2 protein-coding genes are annotated in these 20,155 nt (G+C 74.3%); both read left to right on the top strand.

What is annotated here, in order from left to right; translation table 11 throughout:
• Positions 1 to 4 precede the first annotated feature (4 nt).
• The gene (locus K7C20_RS02645; protein WP_030077974.1) at positions 5 to 1,360 is read left to right on the top strand and encodes a serine hydrolase domain-containing protein; all 1,356 of its coding nucleotides are present in this window, start codon (positions 5 to 7) and stop codon (positions 1,358 to 1,360) included.
• Positions 1,361 to 1,514: 154 nt separating this feature from the next.
• The gene (locus K7C20_RS02640) at positions 1,515 to 20,153 is read left to right on the top strand and encodes a non-ribosomal peptide synthetase (RefSeq protein ID WP_053210400.1); all 18,639 of its coding nucleotides are present in this window, start codon (positions 1,515 to 1,517) and stop codon (positions 20,151 to 20,153) included.
• Positions 20,154 to 20,155 lie beyond the last annotated feature (2 nt).

Genomic DNA, 20,155 nt, shown 5'->3' with positions numbered 1-20,155 from the left:
TCTCATGCCGCATGCTTCGAGCGCTCCGGTCGCGAGCCGGCAGCCGACACACATACGTCGCCTCTTACAAGAGCGCCTGGACACGCTCGCGCGTGCCCACCAGGTGCCGGGCGCCCAACTCGCCGTGCAGGTCGACTCGGTCACGTACACGGTCCAGACGGGCGAGGCGGACGTCGCCACGGGCGAGATGCTCACCGCGGACACCGCGGTGCCGCTGGGCTCCGTCACCAAGCCCTACACGGCCGCGATCGTCATGCTCCTGGCCGCCGACGGAGACCTCGAGCTGACCGATCTCGTCGGTACACATGTGCCGGAGCTGCGGCGGGCACCCCACCTCACCGTACGGCAGCTGCTCAGCCACACCGGGGGCCTGCCGACCGGGCCCGACTCCGATGACGCGGCGGTGCTGACCCCCGCCCGCTATCTGTCCGCGCACTGCTCCGGCCGGGACACGGTGTGCGCACCCGGCACCGGTTTCTCCTACTCCAATGCCGGATACGTCGCTGCGGGCCGGCTGATCGAAGCGGTCACGGGCATGTCCTGGCAGGAAGCCGTGTGCGCGCTGCTCCTGGAACCCCTGGGCACCGTGCCCTCCTTCCTCGGCGATGCCGCGCCGACGCGTCCGGTGGCCCGTGGCCACTCCGTGAACGTGACTGCCGGACGCGTGCGCCCGGTGCAGCAGACCCTGGCGCCGGTGGAGGCCCCGGCGGGTGCCCTGCTGGCGAGCGCGCTCGACCTGGTCGCGCTGGGCCGGGCCGTGATCGGAAACGGCCCCCGCGCGGTGCTGACGCCCGAGGCCGCCGAGGAGATGCGGCGCCCCGTACCGGGTGCCGCTCCGGGCGTCCTGGCGGACGCATGGGGCCTGGGCCTCGCGCTCTTCCAGCAGGGCACCCAGCAGTGGTGCGGACATGACGGCAACGCCCAGGGCACCTCCTGCCATCTGCGGGCCGAACCGGACAGCGGTGCGGTGGTCGCCTTCACCAGCAATGCCAACAACGGCACCGCCCTGTGGCACGAACTGGCCGAGGACATCGCCCTGATCACCGGGGTGCAGGTCCCGTCGGCCGCGCGCCCGCTCGACCGCGGCCGCGCCGTCGCACTTCCCCAGTGTGCCGGGACGTACCACAACGGAATGGTCGAATACCAGGTCATGACGGATGCGGAAGGCTCCCTGGCGCTGACCGTGAACGGCGATACCCCCGCGCCCCTGGTCTGCTACGCGGATCTGACCTGCGACCTGGTGGATCCCGCGTCGGGCCGCCGGGTTCCCGGCGGACGCTTCGTGCGCGATCCGGACAGCGGCGCCATCGACCGCCTCCAGATCTCCGGTCGCACGGCACGCCGTACCGCCACCGCCTGAATCGGGTCCGCCGCGGACGAACCCGGTGCGTCTCCCCGCTCCTTCGCACCGGATCGCCCGATTGCTCCGGCCGCTACCGCCCGGCACCGCTCCGCCGGGCTGCCCGATGCCCTGCTGCACGCACGCCCGTCCCCGCCTAGAAGGACCGACCTCCATGACGGACCAGCACGAGAGCTCAGCCCCGCAGTCCGCCTCGCCGCAGGCCCGGACCGTTCCTCCGGTCCCTGAGGGCGGCCAGGTCCGTCCGGTGCCCGGGTCATCGCTCGGTGACCTCTTCGCCGCATGGGCGGCCCGCACCCCGGATGCCCCCGCGGTGACGGACGGCCGGCGGACCTGGTCCTACCGTGAGCTCGACGCCCTGGCCAACCGCCTCGCGCACGACCTCATCGGACGCGGGGTGGGGCCGGAGCGGACGGTGGCGGTGGTACTGCCCCGCTCGGTGGAACTCGTCGTCGCGGAGCTCGCGGTGGCCAAGGCGGGCGGTGCGTTCCTGCCGGTCGACCCGGACTACCCCGCCGAACGCCGCACCCTGATGCTGTCCGACGCCGCCCCGGCGGCGGTCATCGACGATCCGGCGCAGACCCGGCCCGCAACGGGGCCGGACCACGCTCCGCAGGACGGCGACCGGCTCGCGCCGCTCCACGCCGAGCACCCCGCCTACGTCATCTACACCTCGGGATCCACCGGAACCCCCAAGGGGGTGACGGTGCCCCACACCGGTCTGGGCGACTTCGCCGCGGCGGCCGCCGCGCAGTACGACGTCACTCCGGGCGACCGCGTCCTCCAGTTCTCGTCCCCCAGCTTCGACGCCTCCGTACTGGAGCTGTGCATCTCCCTGCTGTCCGGCGCGACCCTCGTCGTGCCGCCCAAGGGGCCGTGGCTGGGGGACGAACTCGCGGCCGTCCTACGGGACCACCGCATCACCCACGCGCTCATCCCGCCGGCCGCGCTCGCGACCGTGCCCGCCCCCTCGGACGGCAACGCCCTGCCCGATCTGCGGACCCTGATCGTGGGAGCCGAAGCCTGCCCGGCGGAGCTGGTCGACCGCTGGGCCGTGGGGCGTCGGCTGATCAACTCCTACGGTCCCACCGAGGCCACGGTGGTGGCGTCCTGGACCGGACCGCTGGCCGTCGGCGGCGGTACCCCGTCGATCGGCAGGCCGCTGCCCCATGCCCGGGTCCATGTGCTGGACGCGGCGATGCGGCCGGTGCCGGCGGGGGGCACCGGTGAGCTGTACGTGGGCGGCACCGGGGTGGCACGCGGCTACCTCGGGCGCCCGGGTCTGACCGCCGCGCGTTTCGTGGCCGACCCGTACGGGCCGGCCGGCACCAGGCTCTACCGCACCGGAGACCTGGCGCGCCGGACCGCAGGCGGCGAGCTGGAATTCCTCGGACGGACCGACCGGCAGGTCAAGGTACGCGGCTTCCGCATCGAACTGGGGGAGATCGAGGCGGCGTTGGCCCGCCACCCCCGTGTCGGCGAAGCAGTGGTCATCGTGCGCGAGGACGAGCCCGGACGGCAGCGGCTCGTCGGTTATGTGACACCGGGCGACCCCCTCCGGGTCCCGCAGCCCGCGGAGCTGCGCGCCGCGGTCTCGCGCAGTCTGCCGGTCCATATGGTGCCGTCCGCCGTCGTCGTCCTCGACGCGTTCCCGCTGACCGCGCACCACAAGATCGACCGGCGTGCTCTCCCCGCGCCCGGCCCGGCCCGTGTCCCCGACGCGGGTCACGTGACACCCCGGACACCCGCCGAGCGGACCCTCGCCGCCATCTGGTCCGATGTCCTGTCGGTGCGCGGCATCGGCACCGGGGACGACTTCTTCGCACTCGGCGGCGACTCCGTCCTCGCCGTGAGGGTGTTGTCCCGCATCCGGGAGGAACTCGGCGACCGGCTGTCCGTGCGTGACCTGTTCACCGCCCGGACCATCGCCGCACTGGTGCCGCTCCTGGGCGACCCGGCCGCCGCGGATCCGACGACACCGGTCACCCCGGCCCCGCGCGACCGTCCGCTGCCGCTGTCCGGCGCCCAGCAACGGCTGTGGTTCCTCGACGACTTGACGGCCGGCGGCACCGAGTACAACACCGGGGTCGGGGTGCGGCTGGGCGGCCCGCTGGACGCCGGCGCGCTGGGCCGCGCCCTGGACCGGCTCGCGGCGCGCCACGACGCGCTGCGGACCACCTTCACCACGGTGGACGGGCGTGGTGTGCAACGGGTCGACGGCGCCGCCTCGCTGCCGTTGCGCACCGTCGACCTCGGCGCCCTCCCGGCCGGTGGCCGGGACGCGGAGGCCGAGCGGCTGCTCGCCGAGGAGCTGGCGGCCCCCTACGACCTGAGCGAGGGGCCCCTGACCCGGGCCCTGCTGCTCCGGCTGGCCGACGACGAGCACCTGCTGCTCCTGGCCCAGCACCACATCGTCACCGACGGCTGGTCGGTCGGCGTGCTGGTCCGTGAACTGGCCGCGCTGTACGCCTCCGAGGCGGACGGAAGTCCGGACGGCCTCGGAGAACCGATCCTGCAATACCCCGACTTCGCCGTGTGGGAGCGCGAGCACCCCACCCCCGCCCGGCACGCCGACGACCTGGCGTACTGGAAGCGGCATCTGAGCGGGATTCCGCAGCTGGACCTGCCCACGGACCGGCCCCGGCCACCGGTGCGCACCACCTCCGGCGCGGCACACCGCCATGAGCTGCCGGCGGACCTGGCCGAACGTCTCGGCAGACTCGCCCGGTCCAAGGGCACGACCGTGTTCACCCTGTTCGCCGGGGCGGCCTCGGTGCTGTTCTCCCGCTACACCGGCCAGCGCGACATCGCGTTCGGCACCGTCACCAACGGACGCAGCCGGCGCGAACTGGAGGAGGTGACCGGCTTCTTCGTCAACACCCTGGTGCTGCGCAGCGACGTCGACGGCACCGCCACCGTCGACCGGTTCCTGGACACGATGCGGGCGACGCTGCTGGACGCCTTCAGCCACGACAGCGTGCCGTTCGACCGGGTCGTCGAGGAGCTGGCACCGCAGCGGGACCCCAGCCGCACCCCGCTGGTGCAGGTCCTCGTCGTCCAGCAGACCGCGATGGTGCACCCCCGGGAGGCCGGCGGCGTACGGATCGAGGAGCACCCGCTGCCGCGCCCGGCCGCACGGTTCGACCTCGTGCTGGAGTTTTTGCCGCGCGGCGACGGGTCCTTCGGGCTGACCGTCGAGTACAACACCGACCTGTTCGACGGCCGGACCGTGGCCCGGATGAGCCGTCAGCTGCACCTCCTGCTGGAGGGCATGGCGGACGGACCGCACCGGAGGGTGGCCGAACTGCCGCTGCTGACGGACGACGAGCGGCGCACCATGCTCGACGCCTGGAACGCCCCGCGGCAGGACGGCCCGGACACCACGCTGCCCGAACTCCTGGAGGCGCAGACCGCCCGCACTCCCGGCCGGACCGCCGTCGGTTGCGGGGACACCCAGCTCACCTACGACGAGGTGAACCGGCGCGCCAACCGCCTCGCCCGGCTGCTGGCCGGCCGTGGAGTGGGCGCCGAGACCCTGGTGGCGCTGGCCCTGCCGCGCTCGGCCGACCTGGTCGCCGTCCTGTGGGCGGTGCTCAAGGCGGGTGCCGGATATCTGCCGGTGGACCCGGGCTACCCGGCCGAGCGCATCCGGTTCATGCTCGCCGACGCCGGTCCGGCCCTCGTCCTGACCACCCGGGACACGGCCGGCTGCCTGCCCGAGGGCACCGAGCGGCTGGTACTGGACGATCCGGAGACCGCGGAACAGCTGGCCGGGCACGCGGAGGACGACCTCACCGATGCCGAACGGGTGCGGCCGCTGGATCCGGGCCACCCCGCCTACGTCATCTACACCTCCGGCTCGACCGGCCGCCCCAAGGGTGTGGTGGTCACCCACCGCAGCGTGGCCGACCTGGCGGTCTGGGCAGGAGCACAGTTCGGCCGGCAGCGGCTGACCCACGTGGTGGCCTCCACCTCGCTCAACTTCGATGTGTCCGTCTTCGAACTCCTCTGCCCCCTGCTGTCCGGCGGCAGCATCGAAGTGGTGGCCGACCTGCCGGCCCTCGCCGACCGGCCGGGCACCGCGCCGCGGCAGGCCGGCCTCATCAGCGGGGTGCCGTCGGTGATCTCCCGGATGCTCACCCGGGGGGCCGGCACCGTCACGGCCGACACGGTGGTCCTGGCGGGCGAGGCGCTGCCCGCGCAGACCGTACGGGAGATCCGGGAGACGATGCCGTCCTCCCAGGTCGCCAACATCTACGGCCCGACCGAGGCCACGGTGTACGCCACGGCGTGGTTCGCCGGCGACGGCACGCCCGAGCAGGCCCCGCCCATCGGACGCCCCGTCGCCCGGACCCGCTGCTACGTCCTGGACAGCATGCTGCGTCCGCAACCCCCGGGGGTGACGGGTGAGTTGTACCTCGGGGGAGGGGGCCTGGCCCGGGGGTACCTCAGGCGTCCCGGGCTGACCGCCGCCCGGTTCCTCGCCGACCCCTTCGCCGGCCCCGGCAGCCGGATGTACCGCACCGGCGACCTGGTGCGGTGGACCTCCGACGGTGAGCTGGAGTACGTGGGCCGGGCCGACCAGCAGGTCAAGGTGCGGGGCTTCCGCATCGAGCTGGGCGAGGTCGAGGAGGCGCTGCTGCGCTGTGCGGGGGTGGCCCAGGCAGCCGCCGCCACCCGGGAGAGCGGCGGCCACAAGCGGCTGATCGGCTATGTCGTCCCGGCGCCCGGGGCGGAGCTCGTCCCGAGCGCCATCCGGCGCGCTCTGGGCCGCAGTGTGCCCGACTACATGGTCCCCGCTTCGGTCGTCGTCCTGGACGCGATGCCGCTCAACCCCAACGGCAAGCTGGACCGCGGCCGGCTGCCCGCCCCCGACTGGACGGCCGACGGCACGACGGACTACGTGGCGCCGCGCACCGCCACCGAACGGGCCCTCGCCGCCGTGTGGGCCGATGTCCTGCGGGTCGAGCGCGTCGGCGTCGACGACAACTTCTTCTCGCTGGGCGGCGACTCGATCCTCAGCATCCAGGTCGTCGCCCAGGCACGGCAGGCGGGCCTGGCCGTCACCTCGCGCGACGTCTACCGGCACCAGACGGTCGCCGCCCTCGCGCAGTGCGTGGACGCTGCCGGGCAGCCGGCCCCGGGCCCGGCCCCCGCGGCGGAGGCCACCGGCCCTGCACCACTGACGCCCATTCAGCACTGGCTGTTCGAGAGCGACGCCGAACGGGCCGGCCACTTCGGCCAGACGATGTCGGTCGAGCTGACCGACGACCTGGACGCCACGGCGCTGGAAGCCGCGCTGCACGACGTGGTCGCCCACCACGACGCGTTGCGCTCGCGCTTCGTGCCGGACGGCGACGGCCGGTGGCGCCAGCACATCGACAGCGAGGCGCCCGGATGCGCGCTGCACCGCCACACCGGCCCTGAGGACGACGCACCGCACCTCGGCCCGTTCGACCTGCGCCGCGGCCCCCTGCTGCGGGCGGTGCTCCACGACCGGAGTGACGAGCGGCCCCCCGTCCTGCACCTGGCCGTCCACCACCTGGTGGTCGACGGCGTCTCGTGGCGCCTGCTGCTGGAGGACCTGGACCGGGCCTACCGCGCACAGCGCGGGGGAGAGGGCGCCGCGCTGCCGCCGAAGTCCTCCCCGCTGCGCCACTGGGCGGGCCGGCTGACCGGGCACGCCGAAGCCGGCGGCTTCCAGGACGAGACGGCCTACTGGACGACGCTGGCCCGCACCTGCGACCCGGCGCTGCCGGCCGACCTCGCGGGCGCCAACACCTATGCGTCGGCCCGCTCGGTGACCGTGCGCCTCACCCCGGGGGACACCTCCGTCCTGCTGCACACCCTGCCCGGGGCCTTCCGCACCCAGGTCAACGACGTGCTGCTGAGTGCGCTGGGACGGGTGCTGCACGAGTGGACCGGACACGACCGGGTCCCGGTGGACCTGGAGGGCCACGGGCGGGAGGAACTCTTCCCGGACGTGGACCTGAGCCGCACCGTCGGCTGGTTCACGACCCGCTACCCGGTCGCCCTCGCCGTCGCCGGGGACGCGGACTGGGGCACCGTGCTGAAGTCGGTCAAGGAGCAGCTGCGCGCCGTGCCCCGCCGCGGTCTCGGCTACGGCGTCCAGCGGTATCTGACCCGGCCCGAAGACCTGCCGCAGCTGCCCACCGCGGGCATCAGCTTCAACTACCTCGGCCAGTTCGGCCTGCCGGGCGGCGACGGCTGCCTCTACCGCGGTCCGCACCGTGGGCTGGCGCTCGACGCCGACCCCGCGGCGCCGCGGCCGCACGCGCTGGAGGTCGTGGGCCGGCTGGACGGCGACGCGCTGGAATTCACCTGGTTCTACTCGACGCACCTCCACCACGAGGAGACCGTCGCCCGGCTGGCCGGCGAATTCGCCCGGGCGCTGGGCGACATCGCCCGGCACGGCGCCCGGCCCGGGGCCGGCGGCCGCACCCCGTCCGACTTCCCGCTGGCCGCCCTCGACCAGCCGACGGTGGACCGGCTGGTCGGCGACGGCGGCACCGTCGAGGACATCCACCCGCTCACCCCCACCCAGGCCGGCATGCTCTTCCACCGGCTCTCCCAGGACGACCAGAGCGTCTACTTCCAGCAGCTCACCTTCGTGCTGGACGGCGTGTCCGATCCGCAGACCCTGGCCGCGGCCTGGCAGCAGGTGACGGACCGCACCCCGGTACTGCGCGGGCGCGTCGTGTGGCAGGACGTGCCCGAGCCGCTGCTGGTGGTGGAGCGCGGCGCCACCGTGCCGGTCACCCACCTGGACTGGCGCGCCCTGCCGGACGGCGAGCGCCGGGCCCGGCTGCGGGAACTGCTCGACCGCGACCGGCGGCGCGGGATCGACCTCGAAACCGCTCCGCTGCTGCGCCTGGCCGTGGCCCGGCTGTCCGATACCGAGGTGCAGGTGGTGTGGTCCTTCCACCATCTGGTGCTGGACGGCTGGAGCCTGTTCCAGGTGCTCTCCGACGTCTTCCGGTGCCACGCCGCACTGCGTGACGCGGCGGCCGGGGACGGTGTCACGCCTCCGGACCCGGGCCTGCCCGGCCGCCGGCCCTTCCGCGACTACGTGGCCTGGCTGCGGGACCGCGACTGGGCGGAGGCCGAACAGCACTGGCGGACCCGGCTCGACGGACTGGCCGAGCCCACCGCACTGCCCTACGACCGTGAGCCCAGGGAGACCCACCGCGCGGAGTCCACCGAGGCGGTGCGCGTCACCCTGTCCGCCGGCACCTCCCGCCGGCTGGACGAGCTGGCCAAGGGCGCGGGCCTGACCATGAACACCCTGGTGCAGGGGGCCTGGGCGCTGCTGCTGGCCCGTCAGACGGGGCGGTCCGACGTCGTCTTCGGCACCACCGTGTCCGGACGGCCGCCGGAACTGCCCGGCGTCGAGGCCATGAACGGCCTGTTCATCGCGACCGTACCGACCCGGCTGACCGTCCCCTCCGACGGCACCCTGACGGACTGGCTGCGCCGGGTGCAGGAGATCCAGACCGACGACCGGCGCTTCGACTTCGTACCGCTCGCCCGGCTGAAGGCGTTCAGCGACCTGCCCGAGCGGGTCGGACTGTTCGACAGCATCGTGGTGTTCGAGAACTACCCCGTCGGCGACGACCTCGCCGCCGCGCACGGGCTGCGGCTGAGCGGCCTCGACGGCATCGAGACCACCAACTATCCGCTCAGCCTGGTCGCCTACCCCGGCCCGGAAATGGCCCTGCGGCTCGGCTACGACCCGGAACTGTTCGACACCGCCACCGTCGAGCGGATGGGCGAATACCTCACGGTGCTGCTGGAGGGCATGGCCGCCGACGACCGGCGCCCGCCCGCGCGGCTGCCGGTGCTCGGCGCGGCGCGCCGGCGCCAGGTGGTCGAGGAGTGGAACGACACCTCCGCCGCACTGCCCGAGGGCACGGTCGCCGGGCTGTTCGCCGCCCAGGCCCGGCGCACCCCCGACGCCACGGCCCTGGACGCCGACGGCGTCTGCGTGACCTACCGCGAACTCGACGCCCGTACCGATGCGTTGGCCCGCAGACTGACCGGGCTCGGCGTGCGTCCGGAGTCCCCGGTCGGCGTCCTCATGGACCGGTCGGCCGCACTGGTCGTCGCCCAGCTGGCCCTCGTCAAGGCGGGAGGGGTGTACGTCCCGCTGGACGGACGCGCCCCGCGGGAGCGGCTGCGGCAGGTGCTGGGGGAGACCACGGCGGACCTGGTGCTCACCGACACCGCATGGGAGGAAACCGCCCGCGAGGTGGCTCCCGGCGGGCACGCCCTGCTGGTGACGGACCAGGGCGCGCCGCCCGCGCCGTCCGGCACCGCCGCCGTGGAGGGCGCGCCCCTGCCCGTCCTCCACCCCGACAACGTGCTCTACCTGATGTTCACCTCCGGCTCCACCGGCCGCCCCAAGGGGGTCGCGGTGCGCCACCGGGACGTCGTGGCGCTCGCCTTCGACCGCGCCTTCGACGGACACGACCGGGTCCTGGTGCACTCCCCGCAGGCCTTCGACGCGGCCACCTACGAACTGTGGGTGCCGCTGCTGCGCGGCGGCCGGGCCGTCCTGGCCCCGCCGGCCGACGTGGACGCCAACACGGTGCGCCGGGCGATCTCCGAACACGGCGTCAGCTGCCTGTGGCTGACCGCCGGGCTGTTCCGCCTGCTGGCCCAGGAGGACCCCGAGTGCCTGCGGGGCGCCCGGGAGGTGTGGACCGGCGGCGAGGCCGTGCCGGGTGCCGCGGTACGCCGCGTCCTCGACGCCTGCCCCGGCCTGACCGTGGTCGACGGCTACGGCCCCACCGAGACGACCACCTTCGCGACCCGGCGCACCTTCCGCTCCGGTGACCCGCTGCCCGCGGCCCTGCCCATCGGACGTCCCCTGGACAACACCCGCGTCTACGTCCTGGACGACGCCTTGCAGCCCCAGCCGCCGGGCATCCCGGGGGAGCTGTACATCGCCGGTGCCGGGCTCGCCCGCGGCTACGGCGGCCGTCCCGGCGCGACCGCCGAACGCTACCTGGCCGACCCGTTCGGACCGCCCGGGACCCGGATGTACCGCACCGGCGACATCGTGCGCTGGAGCGCCGACGGCGAACTCCACTTCGTGGGGCGTGCCGACGACCAGATCAAGATCCGGGGCTTCCGTGTCGAACCGGCGGAGATCGAGGCCCAGCTCACCCGCCACACCGCGGTCGCCGAAGCGGTACTGACCGTCCCCGAGGACGGCGGCCGCAAGCGCCTGGCCGCCTACCTCGTACCCGCCCCGGGCGCGACGGTGCCGCAGGCGGAGGAGCTGCGTGCCTTCCTCGCCGCCGAACTGCCCGACTACATGCTCCCCGCCGCGTTCGTGACCCTGGACGCGCTGCCCCTCACGCGCAACGGAAAGGTCGACCGGCGCAGGCTGCCCGCCCCCGACTGGTCGGCCGCCGCATCCTCGGAGCACCTCGCGCCGCGCACCGAGGCCGAGCGGATCCTCGCGGAGATCTGGTGCGCGCTGCTGGGCGTCGACCGGGTGGGGGTCGAGGACAACTTCTTCATGCTGGGCGGCGATTCGATCCTCAGCATCCAGGTCGTCTCGCGGGCCCGCCGGGCCGGCCTGACCCTGACTCCCCGGGACCTGTTCCGGCATCCCACGATCGCCGCCCTGGCGGCCGCCACCGGCGCCGCCGCACCCGTCGCCGGCACCGGCCCGGTGACCGGGGACGTCGCCCTCACCCCGATCCAGCACTGGTTCCTCGACGCCCGGCCGCAACGCCCCGGGTACTTCAACCAGTCCGTCCTCATCGAACTGGCCGAGGACCCCGATCCGCAGGCCCTGCAACGGGCCCTGCACGCCCTGTGGACCCACCACGACGCCCTGCGGGCCCGCTTCGTGCAGCGCCCGGACGGGACCTGGCACCAGCACTGCCCGGCCCCCGACGCGCCGGAACCGCAGCTGCTGGAGGTGCACGACCTCAGCGGGCGGGACGACGAGGAGTGCGCGGCCGCGGCCGAGGCCGCCATGGCCGAGGCGCATGCCGGCTTCCGGCTGGCGGACGGGCCCCTGCTCGCCGCCCGGCTGTTCACCGGGGCGGGGACCCGGCCGCCGCGGCTGTTCCTGACCGTGCACCACCTGGTGGTCGACGGGGTCTCCTGGCGGGTGCTGCTGGAGGACCTGGAGAGCGCCTACCAGCAGGCACGCACCGGCGGGCCGGTGAGCCCGCCCGCCCGGACCACCTCGGTCCAGGAATGGGCCCGGCGGCTGCACGCCCACACCGAGTCCGGCGGGTTCGCCGGCGAGAGCGCGCACTGGAGCGCGGTGGCCGCCCACTGCGCGGCACCGCTGCCCGTCGACGCCGCCGGGACCAACACCATCGCCGACCTGCGCTCGGTCACCGTCCGTCTGGACCGGCAGCGGACCGGCGACCTGTTGCAGAAGGTGCCTGCCGTCTACCGCACCCAGATCAACGACGTGCTGCTCACGGCGCTCGGCCGGGTGCTGGCCGACTGGACCGGGCAGCGCACCGTCGCCGTCGGTCTGGAGGGGCACGGCCGTGAGGACCACCTCTTCGACGGCGTCGACCTGTCCCGTACGGTCGGCTGGTTCACCACCCTGTTCCCCGTCGCCCTGGACGTCCCGGCAGGCGACTGGGCCGCGGCGCTCAAGTCCGTCAAGGAGCAGCTGCGTGCGGTCCCCGGCCGGGGTCTGGGCCACGGGGCGCTGCGGCACCTCGGCACCGACGGCGAACTCGCTGCCACACCCCAGCCCCGGATCAGTTTCAACTACCTCGGCCGGTTCGACTGGTCGGGCGACGGCGGCCTGATCCGCGCGGTGCGCGGCGGACTGGACGGCGCCGCCGCGCCCGAGACGAACCGGCCGCACCTGCTGGACGTGGTGGGCCGGGTCGAGGAGCGATGCCTCGAACTGACCTGGTACTACAGCAGCGGAGTGCACCGTGAGGAGACGGTCACCGCGCTGGCCACGGGCATGCTCACGGCGCTGGAGGACATCGTCGCCCACTGCGCCGGGCCGGACGCCGGCGGCCGCACCCCCTCCGACTTCCCGCTCGCCCGCCTCGACCAGGCGTCCGTGGACCGGGTCGCGGCGGACGGCCGCGCCGTGGAGGACATCTACCCGCTGACCCCGATGCAGGCCGGGATGCTGTTCCACAGCCTGATGGACCCGGCCTCGCACACCTACTTCAACCAGGTCCAGCTGGTGCTCTCCGGTGTCACCGACCCCGTCGCGCTCGCCACGGCCTGGCAGCAGACGGCCGACGCCAACCCGATGCTCCGCACCCGACTGGTGTGGGAGGAAACCGCCGAGCCGCTCCAGGTCGTCCAGGCCCGTGCCACCGTGCCCGTCACCCACCACGACTGGTCCGGGCGGAGCGCCGACGCGGCCGAGCGCGCGCTGGCCACCCTGCTCGCCGAGGACCGGGAGGCCGGTCTCGACCTCGCCGCCGCCCCGTTGATGCGGCTGGCCCTGATCAGGCTGTCCGCCGACCGGGTCCGTCTCGTCTGGACCTTCCACCACATCCTGCTCGACGGCTGGAGCGCGGCCCAGGTCTTCGACGAGGTCTGCGAACGGTACGCGGCGCTCACCGGCGGCCGCCGCCCCCAGGTCCCCTCCCGCCCGCCCTTCGGCAGCTACCTGCGCTGGCTGGCGGAGCAGGACACCACGCAGGCCGAACGGCACTGGCGCACCGCGCTGGCCGGGTTCACCTCGCCCACCGAACTCCCGCGGGACCGCAAGCCCCTGGAGGCCCACCGCGCCTCCTCCTCGGGATCGGTCCGCGTCACGCTGGACGAGACGGACTCCGCGCGGCTGCGGGAGATGGCACAGCAGTCCGGCCTCACCATGAACACCGTCCTCCAGGGCGCCTGGGGGCTGCTGCTGTCCCGCTACAGCAACAGCGACGACGTGGTCTTCGGCACCACCGTCTCCGGGCGCCCCGCCGCGCTGCCCGGTGTGGAGTCCATGGTCGGACTGTTCATCAACACCCTGCCCACCCGGGTACGGGTCGACGGGCAGCGCGCTCTGCTGGACTGGCTGCGCGCCCTTCAGACGGCGCAGTCGGAGTCCCGGCGCTTCGACTTCGTCTCCCTGGCCGATCTCCGGACCTGGAGCGAAGTCCCGTACGGGACGAGCCTGTTCGACAGCATCGTGGTCTTCGAGAACTACCCCTTCGACAGCGACGCCCTCGCCCGGCACGGTCTGGGCATCCAGCAGGAACGTGACCTGGAGCCGACCAACTACCCGCTGAGCGTGATCGTCGCCCCCGGTGAGCGCCTCACCGTGGCCCTGGACTACGACCCGGCGGCCTTCGACGCCACGACGGTCGAGCGGCTGGGCGCGTGCCTGCGCGTCCTGCTGACGGAGATGGCAGCCGATCCGGACCGCCGGCTGGCGGACCTGCCGCTGCTCACCGAGGAGGAACGCGGACGCGTCCTGCGGGAGTTCGGCGGTCCGGCCGCCCCGCAGCCGCGGCGCGTGCTGCCCGAGGTGTTCGAGGAGCAGGCGGGCCGCACCCCGCACGCCGCGGCCGTGCTGGCCGGGGACGACCGCCTCACCTACCGGGAGCTGAACGAACGCGCCAACCGGCTGGCGCGGCTGCTGATCGCCTCGGGCGCGGGCCCGGAGCGGTTCGTCGCCCTCGCGCTGCCGCGCACGGCGGACCTGATCGTGGCCCTGCTGGCCGTGCTCAAGAGCGGCGCGGGCTATCTGCCGGTCGATCCCAAGTACCCGGCCGAGCGCGTCTCGTTCCTGTTCGACGACATCGGTCCGGACATCGTGCTCACCACCCCCGAACTGGCCGGCCGGCTGCCGGAGGGGCCCGCCACCCGGATCGTGCTGGACGACCCCGCGTGGGCGGACCGGCTCGCCGGGCAGTCCGCCGCCGACATCGGTGACGGAGAACGGACCGGTGCGCTGCTGCCCGCCCACCCCGCCTATGTCATCCACACCTCGGGATCGACGGGCCTGCCCAAGGGCGTGGTGGCGACCCACGGTTCGGTGGTGTCCCTGACCGACTGGGCGGCCGCCGAGTTCGGCGGCCGTGGCCTGTCCCACGTCGTGGCATCCACCTCGCTGAACTTCGATGTGTCCGTCTTCGAGATCTTCAGCCCGTTGCTGTCCGGCGGCTGCGTCGAGATCGTGAGCGACCTGCTGGCCCTGGCCGAACGCTCCGCCCCCTGGACCGCGAGCCTGCTCAGCGCCGTCCCCTCGGCCCTGGGCCGGCTCCTCGCCGAGGACACCGTCCACGTCACGGCGGACACCGTGGTGCTGGCCGGTGAGGGCCTCGCCGCCCGCACCGTCCGCGAGGTACGCGCCGCCGTCCCCGGCTGCCGGGTCGCCAACATCTACGGCCCCACCGAGGCCACCGTCTACGCCACCGCCTGGTACTGCGACCCCGCGGACCCGGACCGCACCCCGCCGATCGGCAGCCCCGTCGCCGGAGCCCGCGCCTACGTCCTCGACCCGTACCTGCGGCCGGTCCCGGTCGGGGCCCCCGGTGAGCTCTACCTCGCCGGTACCGGCGTGGCACGCGGGTACTTCGCGCGGCCCGGACTGACCGCCGGGCGCTTCCTGGCGGACCCGTTCGGCCCCGCCGGCGAGCGGATGTACCGCACCGGCGACCTCGTGCGCTGGGACGCCGAGGGCCGGCTGGAGTACCTCGGCCGGACCGACGACCAGGTCAAGGTGCGCGGCTTCCGCATCGAACTGGGCGAGGTGGAAGCCGCGTTGGCCCGGCACCCCGAGGTGGCCGAGGCCGCCGCGCGGGTCGTCGAGACCGACGGCCACAAGCGCCTGGTGGGCTATGTGGTCGCACGGGGCGCGGCGAGCGCCGACCCCGCCGCGCTGCGTGCCTTCCTCGCGCAGAGCCTGCCCGACCACCTGGTCCCCGCGGTCGTCGTCCCCCTGGAGCGGCTGCCGCTGGGAGCGACCGGCAAACTCGACCGGCGCGCCCTGCCGGCGCCCGACTGGGCCGCCCCGGCCGCCGGTTACGTCCCGCCGCGCACGGACACCGAGAAGGTGCTCGCCGGGATCTGGGCCGCCGTGCTGGGCGTGGACCACGTGGGCGCCGAGGACAACTACTTCGCGCTCGGCGGGGACTCGATCCTCAGCATCCAGATCGTCTCCGCGGCCCGCCGCGCGGGCCTTGCGCTGACCCCGCGCCATCTGTTCGTCCACCAGACCGTCGCCGCCCTGGCCGCGGCCGCCGGGCAGCTGCGGGCCGCGGTGTCCACCGCCGAACAGGGCCCGGTGGTCGGAGAGGTGCCGCTCACCCCCGTCCAGCACTGGCTGTTCGACAACGTCCCGGACAATCCCGGGCACTTCACCCAGTCGCTCTCCTTCCAACTGGCCGCCGAGGTCGACGAGGGCGCGCTGCGCGCCGCCCTGGCCGCGGTGCTGGAGCACCACGACGCCCTGCGCATGGGCTACGAGGCCACCGGCGACGGCCACTGGCGCCAGTACAGCGCGGCGCCCGGTGCGGCGCCCGCCCTGGAGGTGCACGACCTCTCCCGCCGGTCGCCGCAGGAGCGCGCGGCCGAACTGCGCGCGCTGACCCGCGACCTGTGCGCCGCCTTCGACCTGGCCGGCGGGCCGCTGCTGAAGACCGCGCTGTGCCACCTGGGCGACCAGGACCGCCCGGTCCTGGTACTGGCGGCCCACCACCTCGTCGTCGACGCGGTGTCCTGGCGCATCATCCTGGAGGACCTCGACACCGCCTACCGGCGGGTGCGGGCCGGCGGCCGGGCCGCGCTCGGCCCCAAGACCACCTCGTTCCGCGCCTGGGCGCAGCGGCTGCACGACCACACCGCCGCCGGCGGCTTCGACGACGAAATCGCCCACTGGAGCGGGCCGGACGGTCACACGGACCTGCCCACCGACCGCACGGGCCGCAACTCCGCGGACTCCGAGGACACCGTGACCGTCCGCCTGGAGGCCGAGGAGACCCGACGGCTGCTCCAGGACGTCCCGGACGTCTACCGGACCCGGATCAACGACGTCCTGCTGTGCGCCCTGGGCCGGGTGCTGGCCCGCTGGACCGGGCACGACCGGGTACGGATCGGGCTGGAGGGCCACGGCCGCGAGGAGATCTTCGACGACGTCGACCTCTCCCGCACCGTCGGCTGGTTCACCACCATGTTCCCGGTCGCGCTGGACCTGCCGCCGCACGCGGACGTCGCCACGGCGCTGAAGTCCGCCAAGGAGGGCCTGCGGACGCTGCCCCGCCACGGCCTGGGACACGGCGCGCTGCGCCACCTGCGCACCCCGGCGGCCACCGGGCTCCCGGCCGACCCGCAGATCGCCTTCAACTACCTCGGCCAGCAGGACCGGAGCGCGTCCGGGGGCGGCGGTCTGCTGCACGCACCGTACGGCGCGCTGGAAGGTGACATGGACCGGACGGCCGACCGGCCGCATCTGATCGACGTCGTCGGCCTGGTGACGGACAAACGGCTGGAGTTCACCTGGTCGTACTCGAAGAACCTGCACCTGCCGGCCACCGTGGCGAAGCTGGCCGAGGAGATGGCCGCCGAGCTGCGGGAGATCGTGCGGCACTGCGCGGAACCGGACGCCGGGGGCCGCACCCCCTCCGACTTCCCGCTGGCCGGCCTGGACCAGGAGACCGTCGACCGGCTCGTCGGCGACGGCCGGGACGTCACGGACGTCTATCCGCTGACCCCCACGCAGACCGGACTGGTCTTCCACGGGCTCGACGAACCCGACCAGGGGCTCTACGTGGAGCAGGCCACCTTCGTCCTGGACGGCGTACGCGACTCCCGGCTGCTGGCCGCCGCCTGGCAGCACGTCGTCGACCGCACCCCCGTGCTGCGCAGCGCGGTGGTCCTGCACGAGGTGCCGGTGCCCCTCCAGACCGTCCACCGCTCCGTCACCCTGCCCGTCACCGCACTCGACTGGAGCGCCCTGGCGCAGGACGAGCGCGACACCGCACTGGAGCGGCTGCTCGCCGACGACCGGGACCGCGGGCTCGCCCTGGACCGGGCGCCGCTGCTGCGGCTCACCCTCATCCGGCTCTCGCCGGCAGAGGTACGGGTCGTGTGGACCTTCCACCATGTGCTGCTCGACGGGTGGAGCGTCTTCCAGGTTCTCTCGGACGTCTTCGCCTGCCATGCGGCGCTCACCCGGGGCACCGACCCCGGGCTGCCGGACCGCAGGCCGTTCGCCGACTACGCCGCCTGGCTCGCCGCCCACGACACGGCCCCGGCCGAGGAGCACTGGCGCCGGGCGCTGGCGGGGCTGTCCGCACCCACCCCGCTGCCCTACGACCGCCGCCCGGCCCCGGGCGCCGCCACCCGCGCCGGCACCTGGCTCTCGCAGCGGCTCGGCGAGCAGGAGAGCACCGCCCTCCAGGACTTCGCCCGGCACCACCACCTCACCCTCAACACCGTCGTCCAGGGGGTGTGGGGCCTGCTGCTGTCACGCTGGAGCGGACAGCGCGACGTGTGCTTCGGCACGACGGTCTCCGGCCGGCCCGCGGACCTGCCCGGCGCCGACTCCATCACCGGCCTGTTCATCAACACCCTGCCGGTGCGGTGCGACGTGGACGGCGGTGCGGCCCCGGCCGATTGGCTGCAAGGGCTCCAGTCCGCGCAGGCCAGTGCCCGTGGCTTCGACCACGTCCCGCTGTCCGACCTGCGCGGCTGGAGCGAACTGCCCGCCGGATCACCGCTGTTCGAGAGCCTGGTGGTCTTCGAGAACTACCCGATCAACGACACCGCGGCCACCGCACACGGCCTGCGCGTCCGTGATCTGCACGCCCTGGAGGCCACCAACTACCCGCTCACCGTGGTGGTCTCGCCCGATACCCGTCTGAGCGTCGAACTCGGCTACGACCCACGGTACTTCGAGGAGTCCACCGCCGCGTCCCTGACCGCCCAGCTGGTGCACACCCTGAAAGCCCTGGCGGCACCCGGCGGCGCGGCGAGCGTGGACGCGCTCGACATCCTGCCGTCGGACGAACGCGAGCGGCTGACCGCGCGGCCGCCCGCCGACACGGTCCCGCCGGCCACCCTGGCCGCGCTCGTCGAGACGGCCGTCGACCGGTGGCCGGACGCCCCCGCGGTGACCGCACCGGACCGCCGGCTCTCCTTCGCGCAACTGGAGGCACGGGCCAACCGCCTGGCGCACCATCTCCTCACCCGGGGGGCGGGCCCCGGTGACGTCGTCGCCCTGGTCCTGCCGAGATCGGCCGACATGATCGTCGCCCAGCTCGCGACCGCCAAGGCCGGCGCCGCCTACCTGCCGGTTGACCCCGGGTACCCGGCCGAGCGGATCGCGCTGATGCTGCGCGACGCCGCCCCGGCCGTCACCCTGGAGGCCGACGAGGTACGAGACCTCCTGGCCGCCGAGGACGGGACCGCACCCGCCCATCGGCCCACCGACCGGGACCGCATCCGCCCGCTCGACCTCGACGACCCGGCCTATGTGATCTACACGTCCGGCTCCACCGGCACCCCCAAGGGCGTGGTCGTCACCCACCGCGGCCTGGCGGGCTTCGCCGGCGCCGAGGCCGACCACTACCAAGTGCGGCCGGGCGACCGGGTGCTGGCCTTCGCCACCCCCAGCTTCGACGCCTCGGTACTGGAGCTGTGCATGGCCCTGCCGGCCGGTGCCCGCCTCGTGGTGCCGCCGCCCGGACCGCTGCTCGGCGAGCAGCTGGCCGAGGTGCTGCGCGGTGAACGCATCACCCACACCCTGCTGCCGCCCGCCGCGCTCGCCACCGTGCCGCCCGCCACCGCGGGGACGCTGCCGGACCTGCGCACGCTCATCGTCGGCGCGGACGCCTGCGGCGCCGACCTGGTCGGCCGCTGGGCCCCGCACCACCGGATGATCAACTCCTATGGACCCACCGAGGCCACGGTCGTCGCCACCTGGTCGGGACCGCTCCTGCCCGACGGTGCGGCGCCCCCGATCGGCCGCCCGCGACAGGGCAGCGGGGTCTATGTGCTCGACGGGCGGCTGCGACCGGTCGCCGACGGAGTCGCGGGCGAACTGTGGATCAGCGGGCCCTCCCTGGCCCGCGGCTATCTCCACCGCCCGGGACTGACGGCCACGCGGTTCACCGCCGACCCGTACGGCGCACCGGGTGACCGGATGTACCGCACGGGCGACCTGGTCCGCCGCGACGCCCGGGGCGAGCTCCACTATCTGGGCCGCACCGACCACCAGATGAAGCTGCACGGCCACCGGATCGAGGCGGGCGAGGTCGAGACGGCCCTGGTGAGCCACCCGGCCGTGCGGGACGCCGTGGTGACCGTACGGGAGGACGAGCCCGGAACGCCGCGCCTGGTGGCCCATCTGCTCGCCGCACCGGACACCGACGTCCCGTCCGGCGCGGAGCTGCGCGCCCACGCCGCCCGGACCCTGCCCGGCCACATGGTCCCCTCGGCCTTCGTCGTCCTGGAGCGCTTCCCGCTCACCGAGAACGGCAAGACCGACCGAGCCGCCCTGCCCGCGCCCGGCCCGGACCCGCACGAGCCCGCCGCGCACGTCGCCCCGCGCACTCCCACCGAGGAATTCCTCGCGGACGTCTGGGCCCAGGCCCTGGAGACGACCGTGGGCGTCGAGGACGACTTCTTCGCCCTGGGCGGCGACTCGCTGCGCAGCCTGCTCATCGCCTCCCGGACCAACGAGACCTTCGGCGTCGCCCTCACCCCCCGGGACGTGCTGACCGCCCGCACGGTCGCCGCCCTGGCGGATCTGGTGGAGGAACACGTCCTGCGCGAACTCGAAGACGCCGCCCGCGGCAACAGCGACCACAACGAACGGTGAGG

It is taken from the genome of Streptomyces decoyicus, assembly GCF_019880305.1.
GTDB classification, from domain to species: Bacteria; Actinomycetota; Actinomycetes; order Streptomycetales; family Streptomycetaceae; genus Streptomyces; species Streptomyces decoyicus.
This window is presented reverse-complemented; position numbering and strand designations above follow the sequence as displayed.